Here is a 24,920-nt window from a genome sequence, read left to right on the forward strand (position 1 = left end):
GCGAGATAACGATCATGCTAAAACAAGAAGCAGACGACGTGATTGAGCGTATCAGGGACGATCTGAAAAGGCACGGTGTGCTGATCGGCTTTGATCCAGAGTTTACCACTGCCGAGTTCGGGTGCGACCTGGACCACTTCGTTGCTCAGGTCAGAGAGGATCCGAACAACCGTGTACTAGGTATCGCGATACATGACGAAGGCTTATGGGCCCAGCTCCAGCAGGGAACGGTGTATCGCTGTGTTGTCAGTGATTGTCGAGGGAAGCTCTTCGGTATTCCTATTACGATAGAACCGAGAACCGATGCGTCCTACACCATTCAATACAAGCTCTGAATGCTACCTGCAGATTGATAGCCATTCAGCCGTGCCCAGTGGAGGGCTGATGCGGATACGATCAGGTTTTTCAGCGCACTAAGAAAAACCCCGCAGATTTTCATCTGCGGGGCTTTCAAATGGTGGAGGTCGAGGTCGGAATCGAACCGGCCCCGTCCGGCGTACTTGGTTGGGTCATGCCCCTCGCACGTCTGGCGACTGACATCTACCCCAAATTCTTTCTTGACGGCCTCCACCACTTGGCTGGGTGTATCGAAGCAGGCCAGAGCATGAACAATGAAGGCTTTGACCTCGCTTCGTAGTGCTGCCATGTGAATGTCATCCGTCAGGACCTGTCAGGATTCAGGCCGACTTGAGCAGATGGGTATCGCCTCGTCTTGCCCAGACATCCCTGAGGCTCACAGCGTGGGCGATAGCCTGGAGGAGCTTCTGGCAAATGCGGTGGACGGGCTCGTCCTGGCGCTGTCAATCTACGTGGACCAGAAGCGAGCAATTCCACCTGCCACCGAAGCCGGCGATCACATCGTTCGGCTTTCTGGCGTAACGGTCGCAAAAATCGCACTGTGGAATGAGCTGGTCCGCTCCGGCAAGACCCGGGCTGACCTAGCCTCGATGCTTGGCATCTCCCCTACCGCAGCCGGGCGCTTGGTCGACTTCGAGCACACCTCGAAGCTCGAGAGCCTGGAAGAAGCTCTGGCCAAGTTCGGAGTTCGACTTCAGGTGATACCTACCGCGCTGCAGGCTGCTTGATCGCACACCCAAGGGGTCGGCACTCTCACCGGCCCTCTTGAGGGCCTATTCGGGCAATAAAAAACACGGCACTTGGCCGCGCTCATGAATGGGTGCGGATGACCGGCGCTGAAGCCGTGTTAGGGTGCCTGTGATCAGCAGGGGACGGGCCTTTAAACAGCGTTGCCTCCGGCCGCCCTGCCCCTCTCATACTGCACTTTCAGCGTCATCTGCATAAGCGAAAAAGCCCAGCGCTAGGCTGGGCTCGGAGGATTTAGTTGGTAGGCTGTCTACTGTGATGCCAGTAGAGGTACAGCAATCCCAGTGGCGCGACGAAGATCGCCAGGAACCAGCACATGAACATCGTCATCACTTTGATAAACAGCATCAGCAGCGCATTCACGAAGAACATGTTGCGCCCCATGATGAAGCCCACCACGCTCTCGTAAACAAATCGAGAATAGGGATAGAGCAAGGTACTCACCACCGAGATGGCTACCGTTGCGAAATCAATACCTAGTGGAGCGCGTGATTTCATGTAAATGAAAAAAGCCCCAAACAGCGCGCCGAAGAATAACTGTCGAGCGTAGTAGCTCGGAGTTAGCCCCCCAAAAGTCTTTGCCAAAAACTGTCGCATAAGATCCATCTCAAGGTTCAAGGGGCGCAAATTCTACCATTCTGGCCCCACCTCAAGTAAATCCCTAAAACGAACAAGCCCAGCTCTATGGCTGGGCTTTTTGGCGATGTTTGTCGAAGGCAAAAGATCATCAACCGGGTATGCGACCTACTCGACATCGGGCCTGGCGCCACCTTCGTACGCAATGGAGGCGATGATGGCTCTGACGATGCCCGGCCCCATGCCGGTCACCCCTGATACCCCATCCCAAACCAAACCAAACCAAACCAAATTGCCACCATGCCGCATCCGGCCACGGAGGGCGGCGCATGCATAGAACCATCGGGGGCAAATCTAAACCTCTGGAATATCGGTACTCCAAACAGCCAGTTCGTATCCATCTGGGTCGGTGAAGTGGAATCTCCGCCCTCCAGGGAAAGAGAATATTTCTCGACTGATACGGGCGCCCGCCGAAACAAGTTTACGTTGCGACTCTTCGAGATCAGTTGAATACACTATCACCAGCGGGCCTCCGGGCTGCACGGGCTCCCCGGTCGTAAAACCACCAGTAAGACGCCCATCGCTAAATTCTGTGTAGCTGGGGCCATAGTCCACAAAGCTCCAGCCGAAGGCCTCACCGTAGAAAGCCTTGCTGCGCTCAATGCTCGCTACATTGAACTCAATGTTATCGATCTTGCTGTCTCTGCTCTGGCTCATCTAAACCTCCTTGTTTGATGCACGCAATCTAACACGACGCAGTCTTGTTCACCTCTAACAGCCACAGACCAAATCAATTTTTCGGCATTCACACTGCCACCATGTCGCATCCGGCCACGGAGGGCGGCGCATGCATGGACAAAGCCATGAACATCGAGACATCGACCGTCACCAAGCTGCTGATCACCGAGGTGCACGGCCTCGATCCGATCAGTGTGTACCTCGAAGACCCGGCGCCATGGAGCCGAACCCTGACTGGGCCTACCTCTGCCGCGTCATCGCGACAGTTCAGCAGGCCCTGGGCAAAGAGCTTCCGATCGCCGCCTGACACTCCGGCGCTGCCCGCCAGCACCTCAACGCTTACCGCCGAGTGCGGGCGGCAGGGCCGTGAAGAACCAGTAGATTCCAGTTCCCAGCACCAGGGTCCAACGGCTTTGCGGGTTGAGAAACATCCCAACCACCCCAAGCGTGATCAGGGTCACGCCAGCCCACCGTCTGCGCTTCGGGTTGAACCATAGCTGGAACGCCCGAAGTCTTTCACGCAACTGCATTACCACTCTTCCTCTTTGGTAAGCGGCCAAGCATAACAACAGCAGCGCTGCACGCCAGCGCCTTCCCCACATACGAAAACGCCGCCTGATGAGGCGGCGCTGTATGACGAAGACCGGACGTTACCAGGTCTTCGGCTCTGACTTCTTGTACGAGCCACCGGTCATGCACTTCTCGACCAGGTCTTCGCGGGCCTTGTTGTCTGAAAGCGTTTTCAGGTAGTCGGGCTGACAGTGTTCGCTGGTCGGCTCGTAGGCTGCCGTGTCGACGGCGTCTTCTTTGCAGCCAGCCAAGCTCATAACGAGTGCCGCAGCGAGGATTGAGGTAAGGCATGACTTCACGGTTTGAATCCCTTGTCCTGGCTCTCATCAGGCGGAGTGATGTTCCAGAGATTCTCGCTGGCTTCCTGCTGTGCCTGCGCCTTCTTCTCTTCCTCGGACTCCCAGCACCCGCTGAGGGACAGGGCAGCAATGGCGATGATGGCTGAGCCAATGATGGTGCGTTTCATGAGGTTCCTTCCTGGAAATGGCCGGGCTTTATATCAAACCTCCCCACCCTCCGCAAAACGTGGCGCCGTGCCATCAGCCAGCGCCTTCCCCTATTCAAGGATAACGCCTCTCCGGCGAGGGCGGCTCCTTGGCGATCAGCCACTACCCAGGCTGTTGCAGCCTAGTCTTCGACAACTCGGAACTGCATCTCCACCGGACCGCCGGGTGCACGCGACTCCATCACCGAAACATGCTTTGCCCCGCAGTGCTGGCAGTAGAAGGCCTGCCTGTTCAATTCTTCATCGTGATCCAGCTCTGCTTCCGTTTCTTTCTCACAGTTCTGGCAGACGAACTTTGTAGTCATCTCCGGACCTCCTCTACCAATGTAACATTCAGCGTAGCCCGGCTTTGCCAGGCTCCGAGGTATCCCCATGCCCACAGAAAACAAACCGACCAAGCCGCTGAAGGTTGAGCGCTCGACGGTAACGAAGCTGGTGATCACCGGCGCACCTCGGCTGGACACGATCACCGTGTTCCTTGAGGACTTCGGCCCCCCTTAAAAGTCAGCCGTAACGCGCCAGGAGTACACCTGCACTCCACCCAGCTGCAACCCCTCTCCCTCTATTTCGAGGCGGCGAGAAGATCGGCGGCAGGAGCGCCCTCGGCAGCGATGCGACGAGCTTGAGCCACTCCCCTGGCAAGCATCCTCGTCATCGACTCGCCTGGCTGAGAGGTGAATGCCTCTTCGTATAAAGCCATCCCTCACCGGGCATAAATCCCCAAGAACATCTGCGTCCCACCAGGTCGGCAAAACCTCACCCGAACATCAATACGAGTGCCGTCATTCGGCAACGCTGACCTGGCCGCCTCAGTTCGGCAGTTCCAGTTCCGCGATATCAGACCGAAGGCTGCCTCTGAAATCGAAGACATAGGGCACGCCAGCAGGCTATTGGGGCACTCGAAGGAAGAGATCACCAAGCGCGTCTACCGGCGCGTTGGCGAGATCGTGAGCCCCACAAAATAAGGGGGGTTGCGGAACACATGCCAAAAGTTGCGGAACACTTCAGCTTTTCTGCGCACAAAGAAAAACCCCGCAGACGTTAATCTGCGGGGCTTTCGAATGGTGGAGGCCGAGGTCGGAATCGAACCGGCGTAGACGGATTTGCAATCCGATACAAGAATCACCGATTATTGCGGGCTGGGCGTGAAAATCAGTTCCAAAACGAAGAAGGATTTTCCCCGCTGTAACCCCCATTCTACAAGGGTCGCCCTTTTAGTTTTGGAACTGGTCCTGAGGCCCTTTCACCCTCCTTCAAGTGATGCATCTGCAGCGCTGAATCGAACCTCGGAACTCCCTCTCCACGATTAGGGTTCACCGGTATCAGACACCGGGGACTGATCTACACCGCTAACATCACCATGCAGAATTTTTTTGGAGTGTTGAGCGGTACTAAGGGGGTAATTTTATTGGGCGAAATCCCCCTCCTCACCCCCTCATTTCCTATCAGTGGTATCAAAATGGGCATCACCTGGGAGCCGCGGTTGACTGTCCGCTTTCGACCCATAGCGGCCTTTCGCGAAGGGCAGCAATCGGCCAGAAGCGGACCTTGAATGAGATTTTTCAAAGAATAAATCTGTCCCCTTTTTTCTTGCCGCGCTGCGCATCCCACCGCAACTGATCGGGATTGTGCGGGTGAACGCAGGCGGGTTCGGGTCGATCAAAGGCGCGGCGCAGATGTGGACGGCGAACGAGCTGGAGCTCACTCAGGCGTGGCTCCAGCAGGTGAACGAGTGGGTGGGGAAGGAGGTGGTGAGGGTTTACACAATCTAATGCCAAAAGCATATCACGTTAAATTTCACCACATTTTTCTTTGCATTCTAGTTCTGCTAATTGCTTGGCTTCATTGTCATTAGCGGCCGGGATGGTTAGTTCATGCTTCTTTTTATTGTTGCAAGTGCATTCGTATATGTAATCGAAATTGCCAAGAGGGCCGTTAGGCTTCTTCTTTATGAACTTTATTGTGGACATAGCAGTTCCTCTTTTTCGCTGGATTGGAGTGGCGCTAGGGTACTAAAAAGTCTTCCCAGTCATTCTTGATCTCTGATAGAAGTGATAAGCCTGGTATCATACATTTGATTATTGCATCAATGTGTTCGTCTATGCATCGTTGAAATACAGCTTTGAAGGCTGCCACCGCAGCTGCGAAGTTTCCTAGAGCTACACCCACTACAGCCCCGGATAAAGCTGCTCTAATTGCGCAGCGCTCCAGAACCTTGGCGATAAGATCGTTTACTTCGCCGGTGTTGGTTGGATATCTCATATATGCCCATAGGTTTATTCGAGATATTCTGATTTGGATTATTGGAACTTGAATCCTAATTGATATTTCGTTGCCGCAATCGTCTCGATAGAGGACAATTCGACGTTCTCGCCAGATCATTTTGAATTCCGGATATTCAAATAGAGTTGCGATTTTGTAATTGTGCTGCTTGAATACATAGGCGCATTCTAGAACCCGGGCTTCTTCCTTTGCGATATCTCCTAGTACGTCCTCTTGATTTCGCCCTGTTACGTCTTGCTCGTGGAGGGGATCCCTTTTTTTATCTGGGAATCCAGCTATCGGTTCGTATTTCAAAAATTGAGCTCTTAGCCCTTTTGTTGCAAACCAGCCCTTTGGGTTATCGCCGATTCGCTCTCCGGGATCCTTTGCGTCATGTGGGGTGGGATAAATTATTCCGTCTTGATTTCCCGTGTAGAAATCCAACGCCTTCTTGCGAATTTCGTCATATGACTTCGGATCTCCAACTTTTTCGATTGAGAATGAATAAGAGATATACAGCATCTCTTTTTTTATATTTGGGTTGTTGGTCAATATCATTTCTACATATTGTATAAGGTCTCCATGTGTTCTGAAATCATAAGAGCTGAAATGACATTCTATTTCGTTCCTTGTCTCGGCAGAGGGCGCGTTTGCCCCATATTTTATTAGTAGATTTGCCCAGATCGAGAGTTTTAGTTTTTGCTCTTGGGGTACGCTTATCTGTATTTCGGAGATAACTCTTGTGTCTGGGGCATTTCCCTCGGTGATTATGTAGTGTTCTAGGCGGGTCCAGAACATTGACAGTGGAGTTAGAATGTTGTTTTCATTCTCAATTTCATCAAATATTCCGGCAATCCTTTTGGGTGCGGCTGAAATTATGTAGCCTTGGCGTGATGGCGTGGGTTCATGATAGGTAGTCCCCTGTCCAAGATTCTCATCTTTGATGAAATCATTAACTGCTTGAGTGTTTAAGTTTGGTTGGAATTCATGGGGGATCATTGTATTGTCCTTTTCTTTGTGCCATGAAGCACGGGCAAGGTATATTCCTAATGGCCCATGGCCATTGAGTGTAGTCAAAGAGATTTGATCCTGCTGCCGAGACACCTAAAATCAGCGACGCTAGCGAAGCATGGAATGTTAGCCGGCGCATGACCGAGCATTTGAACGACATGGGATCAAGACGGCCAGGGGCCAAGCCCTTGCCGGCGCCTTGCCCCTCCGCAGTAGTTCAATGTGGTAGTGGAGAAGAGGGCCAAATTGAAAAAGGGACTGGAAAAAAGCACAGATTTATTTATCGGTCGGACTGACCGCTTCTGGCCGAAATCGGTCTGTCGTGAACGTCCGCTTTGGGTCGATAGCGGCCCTCTCACCGGTGACAGGCACCTATAGACCCAACGCTGCCCGTCAGGGAAGGCAGCAGTCCGCCAAAAGCAGACGTTTAGTCTGGTATCTCAATCAGTCATAATGCTGCTCCGGAAAGTGCGAAAATTAATGAATTCATGTTTGATCCCTACTTGAAACGATGGGAACTGACCATCGACGGTGATGCTTTCGCCTCGCTGAATGGACATCTACTGCCCGTTCGCCACCACGGCCTACCAGCCATGCTCAAAATTTCGCAAGAGCTAGAAGAGCAAGCGGGCAACCTGCTCATGGCTTGGTGGGACGGTGAAGGAGCAGCCCCCGTGCTGGCACATGACGGTGAGGCTTTACTTATGGAGCGTGCGAAGGGTTCGGTTTCCCTTGCGCACATGGTGAGCTGCGGCCAGGACGACGAGGCGACTCGTATTATCTGTGCGGTGGTCCGCCGCCTCCACATACCACGTACAAGACCGCTGCCTGCTTTAGTCCCCCTGGTTAAACGGTTCGACGCCTTATGGAGCGCAGCGGCAACGCACAGAGGTGTCTTTGAACGTTGCGCAGATACTGCCCGCCAACTTTTAGCTGCGCCCCGCGAAGTCACGGTACTGCACGGCGACATCCATCACGGAAATGTCTTGGACTTTGGCGCCAAAGGATGGCTCGCTATAGATCCTAAGGGACTGTACGGTGAGCGCGGCTTCGATTACGCGAATATTTTCTGCAATCCGGATAGCAAAACCGCTTTGGCTCCAGGTTGCTTCGAGCGTCGTTTAGGGGTTGTGGCACACGCCTCCGAAATTGATCGTCGGAGGTTGTTGCAGTGGGTGCTCGCATGGGCGGGGTTGTCAGCAGCCTGGATGCTCGAGGACGACATTGAGCCAGATGCCCCCCTTGAGGTGGCGAAGCTTGCAGCGTTGGCGCTCGGTTTATGAGTTTTACGGTATGGCGAGGCCAGAATTTTTTTCAACCGTGGGTTGCGATAGCTAAGACTACTTTTGGCCGGTTGCTGTCTTCCGCGAATGGCCGCTATGGGTCGAAAGCAGCCGGTCGCAAGAGACCGGCATCGAATCCGAAATGTGGTGGTGCACCGGTACCCAGGCCATGAAATATCCCGAGCAAACGACATCGAGCGCTACGTTCGCCGGGCCGAGATCATCGGCTTTTACCTGTTCGATGTGCGCAACTGCCAGTAATGCAGCAGTAGCGTGAGAATCAAGTCTCAGGCCGCGCCGAAAGCGGCCTGTGGGTCTTGCCTGTCTAATACAGGTCAGCCAGTTTCCGCGATTTTGGCCCAGTAAAACCGAGAAGCTCCAAGGCAGTTTTAGACAGCGTCAGCCCCCCATCCAGGCGTTCTGCCTACGACGATCCTTCCTGGCTCGTCCCCATCCCATTTACTCGAAATCTCATAACTGAACAGGCCGATGTGGTACGCCTCATCGTGCTCGAGCAGCGCCCACGCCCTTGCAGCTTCCGCCAGCTCCAGCATGTCGACCAGGTTATCGTCGCCAACCTCTCGACGACGATGGGCGGCATACGCCATCTCGCCGAGCACAGCAGCGCGCCCATCGGGATCTGTAACCAAGGCGAATCGGTCGTTCAGCTCGTCCAACCAAGCTTTCGGTACCCCATCCATCATTCTGCCCTGCACCACCAGGACTGGGCGTACAGAACGCCGTCGACTTCCTCAAGCCCGTTGATGTTGATGCCGAGCTGGGCCATCCCGTTGACCCTGGCGTCGTGCAGGCGCGGGATGATATCGGGCCCGGGCGTTGGGTTGAACACCCATGCCTGGGTCGATACCCGCCCCAGCGGCTCACTGTGGTGGTCACCGATGTGGACGTCGGCGCGCAGAGGCTGAACTTTCCTGAGCTGATCAGCTGGGATCGCCGCACCATTCACGCGGCGGCGAACGAGGAGGAAATACATGGGACACCAATACTGTATAAAGATACAGTATCGTATAGGCGAGCTCGGCCCCGGGCAATCGCCGATCAGCGGATCAGTGAAGAGGCGGTAACTCCTTGCCGCGAGCCTTTGCCACAGCGCGAAGCTGGTAGTCGGATACCGCCTGGAACAATGATTCGGCGAGCAGGCGCAGACGCTCGATCTCTTCTGCCGGCGCACCGCTATCTTGAGCTTGGTGATACTCACGCATGGCGTCGATAGCCTGCTGAATCAGAGGCTCGCCGGCCTCGACCATCCCTATGAAGGTGCGCTTGTCCACTGCCCTGCTCCGATCAGTTGATCAATAGGGTCAACCACGCTGTTGTGGCGCGATCATGAGCCATCGGAAGCCATACCGCGGCGAAATCTAACACCTGGCAGTCTAGTTACAAAGTCGACCAAGACTGCAGGACGATGTGCCCGCTAGAACGCTTTAAATGCCACGCATGCGGATCGCCCCAAGATATCCAGGCGGCGCCAATCTGCTCTCAAATCTTAGGTTTGACCGATTTAGCTTTTTCGTCTGCGAGACTCTGCTTCTGCTCAGCTTCAGCCTTGGCATCGCGAGCGGCCAGCTCATCAAACATAGATTTGGCGTCGGTGATGGTGATCGAGTAATGGGGAACCATGCCGTCCGGCTGGGTAGAAGCATTAACAGAAATAACCTTACCGCAGTTCGGGCTGAACGATTGCGGTGCACTTACCGTTACGCCTGGAATGTGATATGACCCATGTTGTAATTGGCATGGCTCTACACCCGACCCAGACCATTGCTTTCCGTCACGATCATATTGCCAGCTCATGCTGAGACCCATGAGGTTCACGCTGGGTGATGGGTTACCGAATTTTTCCGTTAACGCACCCTTGAAGGCGTCCACTCCGATACGACCGCCTTCATCAAAGCGCTGGACCCTTGCAACGAACCAAATTTTTCCGGCATCAGTTTGTAAGGCTACAAACTCATCCGAAGCACCGCCAGAATTCGTAGTGCCAGTTCCAGGCAATCTGTCACCAGTCACCGCTGTAACTCCGGCTTCCTTGCCGTTAGTCAGCATCAGTGGGGAAAGTTGGTAGTTGGGGTTGGCTTTGGAAATAGCTGCTTTTGCTTCCTCCATCGATGAGCCGATTGATACGCCGGCAATGTCATCTGCCTGGGCAGCAACGCTCGCTAAAACGGAAAAAAAGCCAGCGGCTAGCGCGCTAAACCTAATTTCCAAGCGGTTCTTGCAAAGAAGGCCCAGAAATTTTTGTGCTCCAGTTATGCGTTCCAAATTGTGTTGCATGAGATCTCATCCTGAAATCGGTCTAAAGGTCGCCAAGATAACACATCAGCCCAACCGCCTAGAATAGAGCCATTTGGATTGCGAGGGATGCTGCGTTCAAGCGGTCACGTCACGCTTCACAACCCTACCCTCCACTGATGAGCGCTGCATAAGTAGCCTCGCATGCCAGCCCCGCTATTCGACTTCGCTCAAGCGCTTCTGCGAGGCTGCCCGCCATTCGGTCAGACTCCTCAAGCAATCCCCCGAGCACCACCACGGCAGAGGTTCCTGCCTGGCGCTGCTGGGCAGCGATGGTATCGCAGGTTGCTGCTCGGCCGGCGCGCAGTCGATCGATTTCACCCCGCAGCCCGCCAGCAGCAGACTCAGCAGCAGCGGCGCGGCCTTGGGCCAGTTCCAGTTTCTGTCGTGCACTCTCACCCTCCTCGTCCGCCACGGCCTGGCGGCGCTGTTCTTCAGTTCTGGCCTGGGCGGCGGCGCGCCGGTCGCGCTCGGATACCTCAAGGCGGTAGTCGGCGAGCTCGCTACGCGCAGATGCGGTTTCGCCTCGGGCGGCAGCCGTCTCAGACTTTCCCGCTCCCACGCGAATTTCCTGGCCTCCAGCCACCAGTACCAGCGCGATCAACCACCAGCACCAAGCCGGTACCGCGCCGAGCCAGGTCATGCCAGCACCCCGCCGAGCTCCACCCAGCGCCCGAGCAGCTTGTCCAGGCGGTGCGGGTTCTGCCTGTAGGTGTTGCCGGGGAAACTTGCCCAGATGTTCGAGCACTTGGCGATAGCCTGCTGGATGCGGCCAGCCTTGATGTCGTCCAGCGCACGGCGCTCGCGAATCTGCTGCAGCGCAATGCGGTCCTGGTTCTCCGGCGTGAAGCCGCCAGCCAGGCGCAGGCTTGCACGGTAGGCATCCCAGTAACGCTCAAGCAGCTGGTACCGGCCGGCAGCGGTGCTGGTCACCGGTTTGCCGTTGATTGGGAACGTCAGCTTTTTGCGTGGATGGTCGGCATAGCCAGTGAACAGGCCGCCGCCATACAGCACGTTGTAGCCGTCGTCGCTGACCCTGACGGTAGAGGTACCCTCAGAGAAAGCGATCAGGTCCAGAAACCGGAGCACGTTCGCGCCTCCGGCCTGGGTTTCGGTGAGTCTGGCCATGTTTTCTCCAGGCACAAAAAAGCCCGCGCTTGGCGGGCTTTGTGAGGTTCGATGGTGTGTCAGTGCTGCTTGTACATCTCGAATATCTTCTGAGCGTACAGGGAATGACCATAGTCATTCGGGTGCCACATGACGCCGGCTGATGTTCCGCGGCCCTGCGTTCCCAAGATCGAAGCGATGTCAGAAACTGATCTGTAGGGGACGCGCTTGAATGCCGAGATCGAACGCATTTCGCTGTCGATCTTTACTTGATCAGCGGGGTACACCCCTTTCGACTCCAGCGCAGAGGGGTACCAAGGCCCGACAGCAACTACCTTGGGGTGACTGGACATACCCTTGGCCATGTCCAGCAAGCGGGCATAATCGAAGCGGAACTTGTAGACATCGACCTCGGCATCATCGTGCTCGCCAAGTTGGATCACCACTAAATCGGGCTTTGTGTCGGCAACATTCTTGAAGCCTTGGATTCGCTCGGCAATGCTGCCGCCACCGCCATAGGTGTGATAGCAGCGCACAACCGGCTGATCTCGATCCTGCTGAATCAAACGAGAAACAACGCCAGGAAAGTCCATCTGGTCGCTGGTAGCGGCCATACCGGACACGTGCCCCCACCCGAGGTTGCGAATAGTCTCTTCACTGAATGAGTGGCGGGTGATGCTGTCGCCGATGAACAGAATGCGATACTGCCCCGCCTCCGGTGCCGGGCATGCAAGGTGGTCATCCAGCTGTGACTTAGGCCCAGCGAAGCTGGCAAGAGTGAAAACCAGTGACGCAATAAACACAGCGGCGCGCATCATCAACTCCTTTATTCGATGCGCGCAATATACACGCGTTTCTTCCTGCTATGCCCAAGATGCGGCCATGCTAAGCAACAGTGGAAGACTGCTCTCCTGCGTCGGCTGTGGTAATCGTCACCGTAGCAGAATAACGCTTGAGGACCTGCGCAGTTCTCACAAGCGCGGCCGGCTGCTCCTCCAGCAGATTTCGCGCCGCGGCGTCTGCCTCCTGTTCAGTGACATACTCATTTTGATGGATAGGGTCAAAGTTGTTAGTGGTGTTGATGACGATAAAAGGCATGAGTTTTCTCCACACAAAAAATAACCGCCGGGCGGCGGTCGGGTTGGGATGTAGCATTGGATCACGCCGGCAATTCCGGCCAGTCGATCGTTTCGGGGAAACCGGGTTGCTCAGGTAGGCGATTGAGTGCCACGCGATAGCGCTTCCAAGCTCTAAGGGCGTTGACCTCCCCAAGGGTGGCTTCGTCGAGGTCTACCGCATCCTGTAGCGGCGCGATGGCCGTATCCGCTATAGCACGCTGCTGGGCGATCCCTGCGTTAGCCGTGGTTCTCTGTTGCTCGCTGGCAGCCTGGGCTTTTTCCTCGGCGGTCACCAACAGGCTCCAATCGATAGCGGCATATCCCTGGGCCGGAGCAGGCTGGTCCGCTTCCGGGATCGGTAGCGCGATCAGGCCATCAGCCGGCGAAACAATGTCACGTGGGAAGCAGGCCTCTTGGGTAGCATCGATTGGGATAGGCAACTGCAGGACAATCACTAAGTCGCCACTGATGCGCTCGATCGGGGCAATGATCCAAGTGCACCGGGTTGCCTCACTCGGGAGCGTGGCGCCATCGGGCATCTGCGTGAAGTCCAGGGTCAAGCCGTTGATGGTAAGGCTGTCGCCTTGCTTGTAGATCGTCAGTGCAGACGGGACTATCGGCAGCACTGGGCTGAGCTTGATGCGCATTAGAACCACCTGCCAATGGCGAAATATTGATACTGCATATCAGAGGTTGTAGCGTGGCGATATGACCAAGAATCTGCTCCTACAAGAGTCGTTGTCGCGCTCCACCACACACCGTTGTAGGCCTGCTCACCAATCGCTGATTGGTTGCCGCTAACCCCGACTGATGTCAAGGCGGAGGCAAGCACTCTAGGCGGGGCGACAAAAGCAGCCGGCATTGTTGCCCTAGCTGTGGCTTGGGAGCCCAACGCCTGTTTGGGCAAGGTGATGACTCCCCAGCAGATTTGCGTACCGTCCGCAAAACGAATGAAATCACCGTTGGAGTTCGAGCCTCTTTGGAAGAGCGCTCCTGTTGGTACTCCAGCAGCCTGGCTGACGGATCCCAGAGCGTTGGTTTTCAGATAGGCCGTTGCGATTAAACTGTACAGTTCATCGAAGTTCGCGATCGCCTTCAGCCACGCGCTTCGACGATCATCCCCACCAGCGCCGGTGGGCGCTGTCCCGAGGTTGATTGTTTGTTTTGCCATAGTAGGTCCTTAAAGCGGCTTCATTGGCCGGGAGGCAAACAGCGTTCGCCCGTTGGCTGTGAGTGGATTGATCCCCGAGGCGTTGTCGCAATACATCTGCAACAACGACCTATTGCCTGGAAGGAAACCTCCGAAGTTGGCTCGGAACGGCTGGGCCGTCTGTTCAATATTGGTTACCGAGAACAGCGCATTAGCCAACACGTAGTCCTCGTAACTACCCGTCCACGGCATCTGCTGGCTCGGCGCATAGTAGGCACCGCCTGTGATGGGATTCCCTGCCTGGATAAACTGGTTGCTGGCCGGTTGGCCGTTTAAAAGCGCCAAGTTCGCCGATGTCACAAAGGTTCGCGCTCCGGAAGCGTCCCTCACTGAAGCCCCATAGATACCCGCCGAAACAGCAGGTGTTTGGTAACTGGCGCAGAACCACTTGATATTCATCGGGTACAGCGCTACTTCACCGTGAGCCACTTGGTTGTTGTAGGCCTTGAGCCGGAATCCGGTCCAGTTCCCCGGGGCCCCTTTGATGTAAAAGTTCCCCACCATCATGTAGTTCTCGGCATTCAGAAATATCAGTGGCCGCTCATACGTGGTGATAGGGATCGGAAATGTCACATCCCCCCACTGGATCTGATTACCGCTACCAGGTCCCTGAAAGCCGATGTTGAAGCCCCCATTGGAGTGGACGGTCAGCACCTTGTTGATGGCGTCAATTTGCGTTCGAATGCCGTTGTTAGCCGCCCTGATGCCGTATGATCCGGAAGCCGCGAATGGCTCACCGCCCTGGGAGAGAATCATCACCTGCCATGTCCGCGTGCCGGGCTGCCTTAGTTGCAACTGCCCCGCGGAGTACCAAGCTTGTGGAGAGAAGGTGTTTTCACCGGCGTCAAACAGCGCATCCACCACCACAAACGACTGGGCCTGAATCTCGGGAATAGCTATGTATTGGTCGAACGCGCCATTGCCAGCGACCTGCATCATTTTCAACGAGCGCACGGAGGTGATCGTTGTGTCCAGCGTAATGGCCCCGGCCGCATCCCTCGTCCGGAGCCCATACAAATCAGCCATCAGGTAAGCCTCCCTACTGCTGTACGCTCGGTGCCATTGGCGTCGTACACGTACAGACCGCCGTTGTTGAGCAGTGTCGAGCCGTTGGCGTCCTGGCCGCGCACAGTGAACGATCCTGAAGCCAGATTGATTTCGATCAGTGGCAGCCCCTGCGAGTTGACCGCCTGGGACCGAAGCGTCATACCCACAACCAGACTCTGGATGAACGCTTGGTTGATCAATGCAGAGTTCAAGAACAGCTGGCCATCCTGGAACACGAACAAACTCGACTCTGGCCCGTTCAACCCGTTGATGATTGCCACACGGTCGGCCGACAGCAGGATCTCCCCAACCGACCCATCACTTCCTTGGATGATGCCGGTGGCCACCTTCTTACCATTGGCATTGGTCTCGGTCTTCCAGGAAGACATGGCCGACACCCTGCCATCAACACCTGCAGCCACTTCACTGACCTGCTGCACCGAAGCATTGGTCTGGCCCATCTGCGCCTGGACAGTTTCAACTTGCCGCCCAATGGCAATACCATCCTCGATCCGGGCAGACTGCTCAGTCCACACCCCCACCAGACCACCCGTGGCGCCGGCCAGACCGGTGCTGTCGCCTTCCATTTCCGGGTTTACCTGGACATACAACCCGTCCAAGCGGGTGGCGGCCGCAGTGATCGCCGTGCCCTGCTGCTTGACCGTCGTGTCCATCTGGCTGATGGCCGTTGCCTGGGCACTGTTCACGCCTTCGGCATCGGTCATGCGGTTGGTCAGGCTCAGCAGCGATTGCCCTTGGCTGGTAAGCGTCGTGCCCTGCTGCGCCACCGTGGTGCCCAGGGTGCTGATCGCTTCGCCGTTGGCCGCATCAGCTGCGGTTACCCGGCGGGCAACGATGTTGCACCACAGCGCCCTCCCTGTGCCGTCTGCCGGCTGGATCCGCGTGACAAATCGCGCCGATACAGCCGCAGCCGGCGCCGTGAGCCGCCCGCTGAACGTCTGGAATCCACCGCCCGCCGAGAAGGTAAAGGCGTTGAAGTAGCCCAGGTTGGTGTCCGTCTTGTCGAAGAACTGCACTTGGAAGTTGCCGGTCTGCCCAGCCGTCATGTAGGCGCGGTACACATCCGCCGACAAGTCGAGCTGTTCGCCTCCCGAGACGATGAAACGCCCGGTACCGCAGAAGCTGTTGGCATAGAAAGCAATAGCCTTGCCGGCGGACGGGTGGGCGGTCAGCCCTGCAATCCCCGGGTTACCCGTCCATGGGTCAACCTGGCCATCTTCGAACGTGCCGCGCAGCACCAAGTTGTCCGGCTGCTGGCTCAAGGAAGCCTTCAGCTGGGTCAGCGCGGTACCTTGGATGTTGATCGTGCTGCCCTGACTGGTGACGGTCGACTGCAGCGCCTGCAAGGCCGATGCATCTGCCTTGGAGGCCAGTTGCGTCAGCGCCGACTGTGCAGCCGCAGCCGCGTCCGTGGCCACTTTGTCGGTCACCGCCACCCACGCCGAACCGTTCCATCGTTTCGGGGTGTTGGCCGCAGCAGTCGTGTCGATCCACAGGTTCTCCGCTTGCCGATCAGCAACGGCCGGAGTGGCAGCCTGGTAAAGCACCTTGCCCTTGCTCCCCGCCAAGTCAGCAGCCGCCTGCGCCGCCTGTTGCGCGGTGGTGACGTTGCCGTTGGTGGTTTGCAGGCTGTTGCCCAAGGTTGTGACAGCCGCGCTGGTCGAGGACAAGCCGCTCTCCGCCTGCGTGACTCGCACGTCCAGTGCCTGGTTGGCCGCCGCCAGTACGCCGGTTGCACGTGCCGACGGTCCCGCCACAAATGGCGACGGGGCGTTGCTCTCGCCTACCCGCTTCTCGACCATGATCGAGTCCACCACGATCGCGGCACTCGCAGCGTTGTGGCGGTTCGGGTAGATCAGCAGGCCGACTTTGGAACTGCCCGTGATCGTGATGACAAAAGTCAGACGTTGGCGGTCGGTGGTGTAGTTCAGCGTGGCCGAGCGCGAGGTGACGCCGTCGTACAGGTTGGCCATGACCTGGCCGGCCGTGTCTCCCTTGACATACATCGACACCAGGTAGGTGCCCGCTTCCACCCGCATGTTGAATCCGGCCGCGTTGTTCGACGGCGCCAGGGTCACGTAGGCGAAGATGTTGTTCGCCTCTGTGGTCATCAGGCGCAGGCCGAACCCGGAGTCGGCTTCCGCCACAGCCACGCCAGTGCGGGCAAGCAACTGCCCGCTGAGCTCCGGCAGCGTGATCGAGGCCAGCCAGCTGTACGCGCTGTCAAGCAGGTTGGCCCCGTTCCCGGCCAGGCTGCCGATGGACGCCTGCAGCCCGGTGAGCGCATTACCCTGGCTGGTCAGCGTATTGCCCTGGCTGGTCACGGTGTTGCTCAGCGCCTGTAGCGCCGAGGCATCGGCTTTCGTGGCCACCTGCGCCAAGGCACTGGCAGCCGCCGCGGCTGCGTCCGTTGCCGCCTTGTCCGTCACGGCCACCCAGGCAGTGCCGTTCCAGCGTTTCGGAGTGTTGGCATTGCCGGTGGTGTCGATCCAAAGATTTTGCGTCAGCCGCTTGTCTGCCGCCGGTGCGGCTGTGCCATAGATCACCTCGCCCTTGGCGCCAGCCTTGTCCGACGCAGCCTGGGCAGCCTGCTGCGCTGCCGTCACGTTGCCATTGGTGGTCTGAAGACCACTGTTCAGCTGGGTGATACTCGCGCCCTGGCTGCTGAGGGTGTTGCCTTGGCTGGTGACCGTATTGCTCAGCGTCTGCAAGGCCGAAGCGTCTGCCTTACCCTGCGCAACGCTCTGCAGGTCATTGTTCAGCTGGGTCAGGGCCTGGCCTTGGCTGGTCAGGGTTGTGCCCTGCTGGGTGACCGTGCTGGTGAGGTTGCTGACCGCTTCAGCGTTGGCCGCGTCAGCCGCCGTCACCCGGCGCGCCAGGATGTTGCACCACAGCGAGCGGCCGGTACCGTCTGCCGGCTCAGTCCGGGTCACGAACCGAGCCGAGACCGCTCCCTCCGGCGCGGTGATGCGTCCCGTCTGCGTCTTGAACCCTGTGGTGGTCGCCGGCACCGTGAACGCAGTGAAGTAGCCCAAGCTGGCCCCGGCCTTGTCCTGAAACTGCATCTGCAGGCGGGTGGTCTGCCCCGCCGTCATGTAGTTCGGCCAAACATCGGCCGCCAGGTCGAACTGCTCGCCGCCCTTGGTCAGGACATTGAAGCCCACGCCGCAGAAGCTGTTGTCGTAGAACGAGATACCCTTCCCGGCCGATGGGTGCGCCGAGATATTGGTGATGCCCGGGTTGTTCGTCCAGGGCTCGACCAGACCATCCTCGAAGCTACCGCGGAGGATCAGGTTGTCAGGTTGCTGCCCGATCGAGGCCTTGAGCTGGGTGAGCGCCGCACCTTGGCTAGTCAGGGTGGTGCCCTGGCTGATTACTTCGGAGTTCAATGCCTGGAGCGCTGAAGCATCGGCCTTGTTCGCCACCTGCGCCAGCGCGCTGGCAGCCGCTGCGGCGGCGTCGGTCGCCACCTTGTCGGTGACGGCCACCCAGGCACTGCCGTTCCAGCGCTTGGGCGTATTCGCCGCCCCAGTCGTATCGATCCAGAGATTTTCCGCCTGACGGTCGGCCACCGCCGGCGCCGCCGACTGATACAGCACCTTGCCCTTGCTGCCGGCCAGACTGGCTGCGGCCTGGGCCGCCTGCTGAGCCGTGGCAACGTTGCCGTTGGTGGTCTGCAGGCTGTTGTTGAGCTCGGTGATGCTGCTGCCCTGGCTCGACAACGTGTTGCCCTGGTTGCTGACGGTCGTGCTGAGCGCCTGGAGCGCCGAAGCATCAGCCTTGCCGGCCAGCTGCGACAGTGCCGACTGTGCAGCCGCAGCGGCGTCGGTGGCCACCTTGTCCGTCACAGCCAGCCAGGCGGTACCGCTCCACCGTTTCGGGGTGTTGGCGTTGCCGGTGGTGTCGATCCACAGGTTCTGCGGGAGACGATCCGCAGCGGCCGGTGCAGTCGCCTGCACCAGCACCTTGCCTTTGCCACCCGCCAGCGTGGCCGCGTCCTGGGCGGCCTGCTGGGCGGCGGTGACGTTCTGGTTGGTAGTAGTCAGGCTGCTGCCCAGCGCGGTGACAGCCGAGGCGTTCGCCTCATCACCACTGATCCGGGCGGAACGCTCTTCCACCACCGAAGCCACCGAAGCCGACGGCGCGATCTGGCCGACAGCAATCCAGTCGATTTCGAAGACATCACCCGCACTGCCGCTGATCCACAGGTAGAACCTGGTGATCATATTGTCCGACCAGTCGCTGCCGCCATTGGTCAGCTGCGACATGTCCCACTCGAGCACCATGGTCTGCCCGACCGCCAGACCAGGGTTCGGGATGACCTTGTTGTACGCGGTCGACGAGCCGTGCCCGGCCGTGGCGTAGGAGACCTGGCCAGTCCAGCCGGTGCCCGCACGCCGGGTGATCCGGCAACGAATACGGTCGTGGTCCCGCCCTTTGATCGAGACAGCCGGAGCATTGAGGTATGCCCCAGCGCCGTCATTCGTGACGATCAAGCGGCCGTTTTCAACCGCCAGCGTGCAGCGAGTGCCAGACCAGCCCTCAGAGGTGGAGGCAAAGCCGTAGTTCAACGTCGAGTCAAACCCGCCGGATTCGGCACGCAGCGTGGCGATCTGTGAGGCCAGGGCCGAGTCAGCATTGCTCCGTGCCGTGGTCTCATTGCCGATCGCGGCGGCGTTCGACGCGGTGCTTGCCGTCACTGTAGCGATACTTTGACCCAGCGCCGAATCGGCATTGGCCCTGGTGGTGGCCTCTGCCTGAATCGCCGCGGCATTATTGCCGGCGGACGCCGTGACGGTGTCGATCTTCTGGCTGAGCGAGTCGTCTGCCGACTGACGGGCCTGCGCCTCGCTGGTGATCGCCGCGCCACGCGCTTGGGCTTCGGACAGCAAGCCCTGAGCGCGCGCCGTGGCTTCGTCGCCAATAGCCTTGGTCCGCGCCTGGGTTTCAACGGCAATGGCCTTGTTGCGCTCCACCACCTCAGCGGCGATAGCCTGGTTGCGAGCAGACGTTTCAGCCGCGATGGCCTGGCCCCGGGCTGCAGCCTCGGCCGCAATGGCTTGCCCGCGAGCAGTTACCTCTGCAGCAAGGCGCTGAGCAACAGAGCCGGCCTGGGTCGGCGGCCCCGAAATCAGCGAGATCTCCTCCCGAAGCGCAGGATACAAAGCGCCATTGCTGATCTTGTCCTTGAAATACTCCTCGTACTTGGACTGGTCGCTGCTGGACTGCCCATTTACCCCGACGCCCGCTGGATACCACGGCCCCACGTTGCCACTGCGGTCCACCAAGCGAGCCCAGTAGTAGAAGGAAACGCCCGCAGCCAGGCCATGAATCTCATGCTCGGCCTGCGGATAGGCATAGTCGCCCAGCTTAGCGGCGTCTTCACGCGAGGTCGTCGGGCTCTGCCAGATTTCCGTGCGCTGAGTATCTTCCGCGCCAGCTGGGAACGCCCAGTTCAGCCGAGTGCCATAAACCAGCGGAGTGGCCGACAGCGATGCGACTGCAGGTGGCAGTCCGACCTTCCCTTGCAGCTCGGTGAGGCTGGAGTCGCGCCAGATCGACGTGATGTCGAATGAGCTAACCGCACGCACGCGAGCCAGATAGGCACCAGCGTAGATACCCACGACATCAACAGATGCAGCACCCGTGCGCTGCACACGGACCCAGTTGCCGTTGTCCTTACGCCACTCGACGTCATAGGCCACGGCCCCCTGCACTGCAGGCCAGGCGATGGTCATGGTGTTGACCCCGATTCCCTGGTCCACGGCGTAGGTCGAGGTCAGGGTAACGCTGGCAGGTGGCAGCACGGTCGTCACAGGTATGACGCTGATCGGACGCTCATCCAGCTTCGCGCCGGTGTCGATCGCCGCAAACTTGCTCGGGTTGAACTCGAGGGCGGTGATCTCGTAGTCGCCTTCCTGGGTGCGCGTAGTCTTCAGCACCCGGAACAGCTGGACAGCCAGGTCGTGGTAATCGATTGCCCACTGCAGTTCCGGCTCGGGCTGCACGCCATACGCGGTGGTTACCGTCACCGCGCGGCCGGCGACTGACTGCACCGTGCGTGCCTGGGCGGTGCCGTTCGGCAGGTTCAAGATCAGCCGGTCGCCTGCCTTGATCGGCGTGTCACGGTCCAAGGTCACAACGCGCCCGGCAGCCGCCGAAATCCGGCCGCCGTTTGGACGGCCCGCCACCAGCTCGTCTGCGACGGGAATCACGTAGCCAGGCAGCGGAATGCGCCCTTCCATGCCGGTCTTGAAAGTGACGGTGCGGTCTTGGCTGTTACTCAGCAGCGCCCACTTGCCGCGGCGCTGAGCCTCGGACGCACGGGTGCAGCCGATGGCCGAAATCTCCACCGGACGGTCTCGGTACCGGCGCTGGAGAGCATTGTCGGTGACCGGAATGACATCGGTGTCGTAGTTGTTAGCCGGGTTGTCGTAGCTGACCAGGGCGCGGCTGTAGTGCGTATTGCGCTCGGCGCCGCCATAGACAAACTCGCCATCGATGACGTTGGCCCGGGTGAAGACGTAGTCGATGTCCTGGGCGCGCGGCATGTCCGACTGCATGAACAGCGAGCCGTGAGCCCAATACACCATGCCCCGGTAAACGGCCGACAGATCGCGCAGCAGGGTCCAGGCCTCGGCGCGGCCCTGCAGGTTCATGTCGCACAGGTAGCGCGGCTCTTGCCCGCCAATCCCGTTCGGGACCTGCTGGTCACAGTACTGGGCGATGCGGTACATCTCCCATTTGTCGACCATCCACGACTTGATGCGCTTACCCAGGCCGAAACGATCCTCGACGCACAGGCCGTAAGTCACAAAGGCCGGGTTGTTGGTCCAGGCCTGCTTGAAGGTGCCGTCCCATACGCCGGTATAGGTGCGTGCAACGGGATCGTAGTTGGTCGGCACCGGCCAGCGCTTGGCCTTGCACTTCACGGTTACCGCAGGGATGTTCTGGAACTGCTGGGCGTCAAGCTCGATGTACAGGAGCGCGGTGTTGGGGTAGCGCAGTTTCTCGTCAATGATTTCGGTGTAGCCGGCGATAGTCATAGTGTCGGCTACAGTGCCACTGTTCTGGTTCGGCGTTATCCGACGGACACGGAACATCCAGCCCGAAGTGCTGGCTGGAAGGTCGACGCTGACGGAGCGTTGATAGCCGTTGGTGGTCTTGCCGTCCACTGCGCCACGGTGAGCCTCGACATAGGCACCGCCGTCGGTAGCGATGTCGATCGCATACTCGATACGATACCCGTTGGTGTTGCCACTACTGTCCTGGCTGGCCAAGCGAGGCCAGGTGAAGCGAAGGCGTAGGCGCGAAAGCTGGGTGTTGCTCAGAGCGCGCGTGAATGGGTTGTCGCTACGCAGCTCGACGTTAACCGTGTTCTCGTTCTCGATTGCAGGAATACCCTTGATGTATTCCTGATCGATGCTACCTGTACGCCACTCCCAACTCACGCCCGGGAAGTTCACGTTGCCGCTGACATCCATGATCGGTGTGTTGTCGAGGTAAATGTCACGGTCAGTTGGCGTGCCGTCAAATTCCCCTTCCCCCACGGCTAGCAGGATGCTCGCGATGTTGGTCGACTGTAGGCTGTCCGGCGCCTCAACAGGCGTCTTCGGCTTGCTGCTGCCGCCTTTCGCGCCAGCGATGTCCAGGTGCTGTGCTGCGCCCATACTTATCTCCAAGCAATAAAAAACCGCCCGGAGGCGGCTTGTTCGTTCAGCCGTGGCTACTTCTTGTCTTCGGCACGAATCGACACAGAGATGATCGCCCCGCCCCAGCGACGTTCGCCGATGCAGATCGGAACAGGGTTGCCGCTGGCCGTGGTGTTTTTGGCGCTGCCGAAGGCGTAACTCGGTAGGTTTTCAGGGGCGGCGCTCTGGGATAGGCCCTTTGCTTGGGGGCTTAGCATCTGGATGACGCCGCCCAAGGCGAGTGATGCTCCGAGGGATTGCCCCCACCCCTGCATCCCAGGAACGAAAAACGACGCGGCGAAGATTACGGTTCCAATGATCGTCTGAAGAAGACCTCCGCGCTTGCTCCCGCCGATCACGGGAACAATGCGGATTTCTTTGGTGCCACGGCGCCCAAGGTCATCGGCGCCTACATTTTTTCGGTTGCGGAAGACGGCGAAGCGGACTCCCAGGGCATCAAGCCGTCTGATCTCCTCCACGAAGCCGGGAAGAGTAACGCGCAACGCTTTGAACGCTTCCCACCCCTCTCCACTATCCAACTGGCGGCAATGCGCACGGCCAAATTTCTGAGCCAGCGAGCCGGAAAGCTTGATCGTTGTCATCTGCGCGTAATGCGCAACCGTTGCAGCCATACTTTCCTCCGGGCAATAAAAAACCGCCCGAAGGCGGTTGATAGGTGGTGTTACATCAAAGGCACGATTTTACTGCACCCTCTATCGCGGAACGCCCGACACCTGGCATCCATGGAACCCGCTGATAGAACACAACCGAGCTACCCGTGCCCGTCTTAGAGACCTCAAGCAATTCGTCTGTCAGGTTCATCGCAGCAATGACTAGACGGTAGCCATTCTGAGTCTCTGACATGGTCGCTTCAGATCGAGCATCCTGCCATTGAGGGAATACACATAGCGCGTACTCCTTTGGCGACTTCTTGGTAACAGCTTTGGTCGTTGGAGAATTACCTTTCAGGTCGCTCGGCGACACGCACCCCGCCAGCAACGCCAGCCCTACCGCACCGATCAGAATTCGCATGTGATCCCTCCCTTGAAACCAGCGACTGTAGCAGCCGCACTGGCCAGGCATCCAGCGTGGATGGAAAGCCAGTAACGCGCCAGCATTTCGCCATAGTAGCTTTGCACCTCCAATGAACCGCCCTGGTCCATTGCCAGAAAGCCCATGGACTGGGGCATGATGACCTAGGAGACCGGATGACAGAATCCAATCAAGAGCTAGCGCAACTCAAGTCCGAGTTTGATGCTTTAAAGCATGAGCTGTTGGCGATGAAGGCAGGGAATGCCGCGGCGTTCGCTGCGATTTCCGCAGCGCTGCGGGAGATCCCGAACTACGAGCCGACGGTCATGGTGGGGATGCTTACCCACTGCCTGCAGCATGGCTGGCCGCTGCAAGGGATACCAGACAACGAAGTTACCGAGACTGCTTACAGCGCCCCTTTGCGCTTCTTGCTGAACGATCAGGCTCAGGCAAGGGACCTGCTCCGGAAAGAGCCTGATCAGTAAAGCTAAGCGCTCCTGTCCTGAAGTCGAGCTTCGTGCCCGCAACTGACTCAATTACGTATGGGGTCGACTTCACCATTTCTGCCTCCAACGTTCACTTCGCGTCCCGATGACGCAACATAAGGCGCGCCCGATCGAGCCATGGCCCGCCGAACACGATGATTTCTGATGGTCTGCCGAGCAGATGGTGGAGCATGAAGGGGCCAGCCCCGAAGACTTGGGCATGTTCCTCGGGTAGCTGCGCATTCGCGTCCAGGTAGATGCCGGCGTGGTTCGGGTGAGCGGTTCGCCCAACTGCCATGACGATCATGTCGCCGCGCTGAGGCTGAGTAACCTGGTAGAAGCCGGCGGCCTCGTAGGCCTGCTCATACAGGCTCGGGCCGTCTGCCTGCTCCCACCACCCCTCATTCCGTGCATAGGCCGGGAACTCCAGCCCCCACTCGCGTTTGTACCAATCTGCACAGACCTGCCAGCAGTCCCAGGCACCGTGCACGAACGGCCGGTTAAGCAATGGTGTGTGACCGGTTGGCGTGATAGTGCGCAGATCACCTTCAGGCCACGACAGGATGTGCCAGGGCAAGCCGGTGGCCTCACACATGGCCAGGTCACGCGGTGAGGGCCTGCTGGTGGCGTCCGGATGTGAGTGCACGATGCCAATCACATCGCCCTTGTCCTCGGCCGCCGCGTAGTCTTCTGGCGAGATACGGAACTCCTCGGGGGGATCGGTCGCGGTGTTTTCGCATGGCACGTACTGCTGGGAGCGGCCAACGGCGATGATCATCCCGCAGCACTCACGCGGGTATTCTGCCGCGGCGTGCGCTTGCACGGCGGCGAGGATGTGTTTGCGCAT

Annotated in this window: 27 protein-coding genes and 5 pseudogenes; 7 read left to right on the forward strand and 25 right to left on the reverse strand. The window is 58.4% G+C overall.

Annotated elements, in window-relative coordinates:
• The first annotated feature begins 14 nt into the window (after positions 1-14).
• A complete protein-coding gene (locus MRBLPB4O_RS18005) occupies positions 15-335 on the forward strand; it encodes a hypothetical protein (protein ID WP_341796137.1) in 321 nt (106 codons plus the stop codon).
• A gap of 152 nt (positions 336-487) precedes the next feature.
• On the opposite strand, the pseudogene MRBLPB4O_RS18010 reads toward MRBLPB4O_RS18005, so the two are convergent.
• A pseudogene (locus tag MRBLPB4O_RS18010) lies at positions 488-646 on the reverse strand (DUF2280 domain-containing protein); the annotation flags it as partial.
• 94 nt (positions 647-740) lie between these two features.
• On the opposite strand from MRBLPB4O_RS18010, the gene MRBLPB4O_RS18015 reads away from it, so the two are divergent.
• Positions 741-1,085 carry a type II toxin-antitoxin system HicB family antitoxin gene (locus tag MRBLPB4O_RS18015; RefSeq protein ID WP_341796138.1) on the forward strand — a complete coding sequence of 115 codons (345 nt, stop codon included), beginning with the start codon at positions 741-743 and terminating at the stop codon, positions 1,083-1,085.
• A 253-nt stretch (positions 1,086-1,338) separates the two neighbouring features.
• On the opposite strand, the gene MRBLPB4O_RS18020 is transcribed toward MRBLPB4O_RS18015, so the two are convergent.
• The 6 genes from MRBLPB4O_RS18020 to MRBLPB4O_RS18045 all read right to left on the reverse strand — a co-directional run bounded on the left by MRBLPB4O_RS18020 (position 1,339) and on the right by MRBLPB4O_RS18045 (position 3,798).
• Complete coding sequence (locus MRBLPB4O_RS18020) at positions 1,339-1,701, reverse strand: hypothetical protein (RefSeq protein WP_341796139.1); 363 nt, start codon at positions 1,699-1,701, stop codon at positions 1,339-1,341.
• A 333-nt stretch (positions 1,702-2,034) separates the two neighbouring features.
• Positions 2,035-2,397: a VOC family protein gene (locus tag MRBLPB4O_RS18025; protein ID WP_341796140.1), complete on the reverse strand. Its 363-nt coding sequence runs from the start codon at positions 2,395-2,397 to the stop codon at positions 2,035-2,037.
• A 353-nt stretch (positions 2,398-2,750) separates the two neighbouring features.
• On the reverse strand, positions 2,751-2,948 hold the full coding sequence (locus MRBLPB4O_RS18030) for a hypothetical protein (protein ID WP_341796141.1): 198 nt from the start codon (positions 2,946-2,948) through the stop codon (positions 2,751-2,753).
• Positions 2,949-3,068: 120 nt separating this feature from the next.
• Positions 3,069-3,287, reverse strand: a complete 219-nt coding sequence (trbK, locus tag MRBLPB4O_RS18035) for an entry exclusion lipoprotein TrbK (RefSeq protein WP_341796142.1) — start codon at positions 3,285-3,287, stop codon at positions 3,069-3,071.
• Complete coding sequence (locus MRBLPB4O_RS18040; protein WP_019471592.1) at positions 3,284-3,454, reverse strand: hypothetical protein; 171 nt, start codon at positions 3,452-3,454, stop codon at positions 3,284-3,286. The genes trbK and MRBLPB4O_RS18040 overlap by 4 nt, the downstream gene beginning before the upstream one ends.
• 161 nt (positions 3,455-3,615) lie before the next feature.
• Entirely contained in the window at positions 3,616-3,798 is a 183-nt protein-coding gene (locus MRBLPB4O_RS18045) for a hypothetical protein (RefSeq protein WP_063422729.1), read from the reverse strand.
• 67 nt (positions 3,799-3,865) lie between these two features.
• On the opposite strand from MRBLPB4O_RS18045, the gene MRBLPB4O_RS18050 reads away from it, so the two are divergent.
• The gene (locus tag MRBLPB4O_RS18050; protein ID WP_341798944.1) at positions 3,866-3,994 is read left to right on the forward strand and encodes a hypothetical protein; all 129 of its coding nucleotides are present in this window, start codon (positions 3,866-3,868) and stop codon (positions 3,992-3,994) included.
• A 61-nt stretch (positions 3,995-4,055) separates the two neighbouring features.
• Here MRBLPB4O_RS18050 and MRBLPB4O_RS18055 read toward each other — a convergent pair.
• Positions 4,056-4,280 (reverse strand): annotated as a pseudogene (locus MRBLPB4O_RS18055) (hypothetical protein); the annotation flags it as partial.
• Position 4,281: 1 nt separating this feature from the next.
• Here MRBLPB4O_RS18055 and MRBLPB4O_RS18060 point away from each other — a divergent pair.
• A pseudogene (locus MRBLPB4O_RS18060) lies at positions 4,282-4,458 on the forward strand (integrase); the annotation flags it as partial.
• Between the two features lie 624 nt (positions 4,459-5,082).
• Positions 5,083-5,265: pseudogene (locus MRBLPB4O_RS18065) on the forward strand (Presumed portal vertex protein); the annotation flags it as partial.
• 232 nt (positions 5,266-5,497) lie between these two features.
• Here MRBLPB4O_RS18065 and MRBLPB4O_RS18070 read toward each other — a convergent pair.
• A complete protein-coding gene (locus MRBLPB4O_RS18070) occupies positions 5,498-6,832 on the reverse strand; it encodes a hypothetical protein (protein WP_341796143.1) in 1,335 nt (444 codons plus the stop codon).
• A 422-nt stretch (positions 6,833-7,254) separates the two neighbouring features.
• On the opposite strand from MRBLPB4O_RS18070, the gene MRBLPB4O_RS18075 reads away from it, so the two are divergent.
• Positions 7,255-8,049, forward strand: a complete 795-nt coding sequence (locus MRBLPB4O_RS18075) for an aminoglycoside phosphotransferase family protein (RefSeq protein ID WP_259135879.1) — start codon at positions 7,255-7,257, stop codon at positions 8,047-8,049.
• Positions 8,050-8,438: 389 nt separating this feature from the next.
• On the opposite strand, the gene MRBLPB4O_RS18080 is transcribed toward MRBLPB4O_RS18075, so the two are convergent.
• The 15 genes and pseudogenes from MRBLPB4O_RS18080 to MRBLPB4O_RS18150 form a co-directional block, all read right to left on the reverse strand.
• A complete protein-coding gene (locus MRBLPB4O_RS18080; RefSeq protein ID WP_341796144.1) occupies positions 8,439-8,753 on the reverse strand; it encodes a hypothetical protein in 315 nt (104 codons plus the stop codon).
• Positions 8,750-9,043 (reverse strand): hypothetical protein, encoded by a 294-nt coding sequence (locus tag MRBLPB4O_RS18085; RefSeq protein ID WP_027609668.1) that lies wholly within the window; start codon positions 9,041-9,043, stop codon positions 8,750-8,752. The genes MRBLPB4O_RS18080 and MRBLPB4O_RS18085 overlap by 4 nt, the downstream gene beginning before the upstream one ends.
• Before the next feature lie 73 nt (positions 9,044-9,116).
• Positions 9,117-9,341 (reverse strand): hypothetical protein, encoded by a 225-nt coding sequence (locus tag MRBLPB4O_RS18090; protein ID WP_341796145.1) that lies wholly within the window; start codon positions 9,339-9,341, stop codon positions 9,117-9,119.
• A 208-nt stretch (positions 9,342-9,549) separates the two neighbouring features.
• Positions 9,550-10,344: a hypothetical protein gene (locus tag MRBLPB4O_RS18095; RefSeq protein ID WP_341796146.1), complete on the reverse strand. Its 795-nt coding sequence runs from the start codon at positions 10,342-10,344 to the stop codon at positions 9,550-9,552.
• A 124-nt stretch (positions 10,345-10,468) separates the two neighbouring features.
• Positions 10,469-11,005, reverse strand: coding sequence for a DUF2514 family protein (locus tag MRBLPB4O_RS18100; RefSeq protein WP_341796147.1), 537 nt, complete (start codon positions 11,003-11,005; stop codon positions 10,469-10,471).
• Positions 11,002-11,490, reverse strand: coding sequence for a glycoside hydrolase family 104 protein (locus tag MRBLPB4O_RS18105; protein ID WP_341796148.1), 489 nt, complete (start codon positions 11,488-11,490; stop codon positions 11,002-11,004). Before MRBLPB4O_RS18105 ends, MRBLPB4O_RS18100 begins: the two co-directional genes overlap by 4 nt.
• A 59-nt stretch (positions 11,491-11,549) precedes the next feature.
• Entirely contained in the window at positions 11,550-12,284 is a 735-nt protein-coding gene (locus tag MRBLPB4O_RS18110; protein ID WP_341796149.1) for an SGNH/GDSL hydrolase family protein, read from the reverse strand.
• A gap of 70 nt (positions 12,285-12,354) precedes the next feature.
• Positions 12,355-12,567, reverse strand: coding sequence for a hypothetical protein (locus MRBLPB4O_RS18115; protein ID WP_341796150.1), 213 nt, complete (start codon positions 12,565-12,567; stop codon positions 12,355-12,357).
• A 61-nt stretch (positions 12,568-12,628) separates the two neighbouring features.
• Positions 12,629-13,234, reverse strand: a complete 606-nt coding sequence (locus MRBLPB4O_RS18120) for a tail fiber assembly protein (RefSeq protein WP_341796151.1) — start codon at positions 13,232-13,234, stop codon at positions 12,629-12,631.
• Positions 13,234-13,758 carry a hypothetical protein gene (locus tag MRBLPB4O_RS18125; protein WP_341796152.1) on the reverse strand — a complete coding sequence of 175 codons (525 nt, stop codon included), beginning with the start codon at positions 13,756-13,758 and terminating at the stop codon, positions 13,234-13,236. Before MRBLPB4O_RS18125 ends, MRBLPB4O_RS18120 begins: the two co-directional genes overlap by 1 nt.
• Before the next feature lie 9 nt (positions 13,759-13,767).
• Entirely contained in the window at positions 13,768-14,823 is a 1,056-nt protein-coding gene (locus MRBLPB4O_RS18130; protein ID WP_341796153.1) for a hypothetical protein, read from the reverse strand.
• A complete protein-coding gene (locus tag MRBLPB4O_RS18135) occupies positions 14,823-19,151 on the reverse strand; it encodes a DUF1983 domain-containing protein (RefSeq protein ID WP_341798907.1) in 4,329 nt (1,442 codons plus the stop codon). The genes MRBLPB4O_RS18130 and MRBLPB4O_RS18135 overlap by 1 nt, the downstream gene beginning before the upstream one ends.
• A gap of 309 nt (positions 19,152-19,460) precedes the next feature.
• Positions 19,461-22,535, reverse strand: a pseudogene (locus tag MRBLPB4O_RS18140) (phage tail protein); the annotation flags it as partial.
• Between the two features lie 56 nt (positions 22,536-22,591).
• Positions 22,592-23,188: a tail assembly protein gene (locus tag MRBLPB4O_RS18145; protein ID WP_341796154.1), complete on the reverse strand. Its 597-nt coding sequence runs from the start codon at positions 23,186-23,188 to the stop codon at positions 22,592-22,594.
• A 55-nt stretch (positions 23,189-23,243) separates the two neighbouring features.
• Complete coding sequence (locus MRBLPB4O_RS18150) at positions 23,244-23,588, reverse strand: hypothetical protein (protein WP_341796155.1); 345 nt, start codon at positions 23,586-23,588, stop codon at positions 23,244-23,246.
• A 176-nt stretch (positions 23,589-23,764) separates the two neighbouring features.
• On the opposite strand from MRBLPB4O_RS18150, the gene MRBLPB4O_RS18155 reads away from it, so the two are divergent.
• Positions 23,765-24,073, forward strand: coding sequence for a hypothetical protein (locus MRBLPB4O_RS18155; RefSeq protein WP_341796156.1), 309 nt, complete (start codon positions 23,765-23,767; stop codon positions 24,071-24,073).
• A gap of 91 nt (positions 24,074-24,164) precedes the next feature.
• Here the strand turns inward: MRBLPB4O_RS18155 and MRBLPB4O_RS18160 are convergent, their stop codons facing one another.
• Positions 24,165-24,920, reverse strand: coding sequence for a C40 family peptidase (locus tag MRBLPB4O_RS18160; RefSeq protein ID WP_341796157.1), 756 nt, complete (start codon positions 24,918-24,920; stop codon positions 24,165-24,167).

Source organism: Pseudomonas sp. LPB4.O, assembly GCF_038383825.1.
GTDB lineage: Bacteria > Pseudomonadota > Gammaproteobacteria > Pseudomonadales > Pseudomonadaceae > Aquipseudomonas > Aquipseudomonas putida.

Coding starts and splice junctions, on each gene's coding strand:
- MRBLPB4O_RS18085 (WP_027609668.1), bottom strand. CDS start 9,043: ATGTATTTCCTCCTCGTTCGCCGCCGCGTGAATGGTGCGGCGATCCCA.
- MRBLPB4O_RS18100 (WP_341796147.1), bottom strand. CDS start 11,005: ATGACCTGGCTCGGCGCGGTACCGGCTTGGTGCTGGTGGTTGATCGCG.
- MRBLPB4O_RS18040 (WP_019471592.1), bottom strand. CDS start 3,454: ATGAAACGCACCATCATTGGCTCAGCCATCATCGCCATTGCTGCCCTG.
- MRBLPB4O_RS18115 (WP_341796150.1), bottom strand. CDS start 12,567: ATGCCTTTTATCGTCATCAACACCACTAACAACTTTGACCCTATCCAT.
- MRBLPB4O_RS18125 (WP_341796152.1), bottom strand. CDS start 13,758: ATGGCAAAACAAACAATCAACCTCGGGACAGCGCCCACCGGCGCTGGT.
- MRBLPB4O_RS18130 (WP_341796153.1), bottom strand. CDS start 14,823: ATGGCTGATTTGTATGGGCTCCGGACGAGGGATGCGGCCGGGGCCATT.
- MRBLPB4O_RS18030 (WP_341796141.1), bottom strand. CDS start 2,948: ATGCAGTTGCGTGAAAGACTTCGGGCGTTCCAGCTATGGTTCAACCCG.
- MRBLPB4O_RS18025 (WP_341796140.1), bottom strand. CDS start 2,397: ATGAGCCAGAGCAGAGACAGCAAGATCGATAACATTGAGTTCAATGTA.
- MRBLPB4O_RS18145 (WP_341796154.1), bottom strand. CDS start 23,188: ATGGCTGCAACGGTTGCGCATTACGCGCAGATGACAACGATCAAGCTT.
- MRBLPB4O_RS18045 (WP_063422729.1), bottom strand. CDS start 3,798: ATGACTACAAAGTTCGTCTGCCAGAACTGTGAGAAAGAAACGGAAGCA.
- MRBLPB4O_RS18075 (WP_259135879.1), top strand. CDS start 7,255: ATGTTTGATCCCTACTTGAAACGATGGGAACTGACCATCGACGGTGAT.
- MRBLPB4O_RS18155 (WP_341796156.1), top strand. CDS start 23,765: ATGACAGAATCCAATCAAGAGCTAGCGCAACTCAAGTCCGAGTTTGAT.
- MRBLPB4O_RS18020 (WP_341796139.1), bottom strand. CDS start 1,701: ATGCGACAGTTTTTGGCAAAGACTTTTGGGGGGCTAACTCCGAGCTAC.
- MRBLPB4O_RS18105 (WP_341796148.1), bottom strand. CDS start 11,490: ATGGCCAGACTCACCGAAACCCAGGCCGGAGGCGCGAACGTGCTCCGG.
- MRBLPB4O_RS18005 (WP_341796137.1), top strand. CDS start 15: ATGCTAAAACAAGAAGCAGACGACGTGATTGAGCGTATCAGGGACGAT.
- MRBLPB4O_RS18050 (WP_341798944.1), top strand. CDS start 3,866: ATGCCCACAGAAAACAAACCGACCAAGCCGCTGAAGGTTGAGCGCTCG.
- MRBLPB4O_RS18150 (WP_341796155.1), bottom strand. CDS start 23,588: ATGCGAATTCTGATCGGTGCGGTAGGGCTGGCGTTGCTGGCGGGGTGC.
- MRBLPB4O_RS18135 (WP_341798907.1), bottom strand. CDS start 19,151: ATGGTGCTCGAGTGGGACATGTCGCAGCTGACCAATGGCGGCAGCGAC.
- MRBLPB4O_RS18110 (WP_341796149.1), bottom strand. CDS start 12,284: ATGCGCGCCGCTGTGTTTATTGCGTCACTGGTTTTCACTCTTGCCAGC.
- MRBLPB4O_RS18120 (WP_341796151.1), bottom strand. CDS start 13,234: ATGCGCATCAAGCTCAGCCCAGTGCTGCCGATAGTCCCGTCTGCACTG.
- MRBLPB4O_RS18080 (WP_341796144.1), bottom strand. CDS start 8,753: ATGATGGATGGGGTACCGAAAGCTTGGTTGGACGAGCTGAACGACCGA.
- MRBLPB4O_RS18160 (WP_341796157.1), bottom strand. CDS start 24,920: ATGCGCAAACACATCCTCGCCGCCGTGCAAGCGCACGCCGCGGCAGAA.
- MRBLPB4O_RS18095 (WP_341796146.1), bottom strand. CDS start 10,344: ATGCAACACAATTTGGAACGCATAACTGGAGCACAAAAATTTCTGGGC.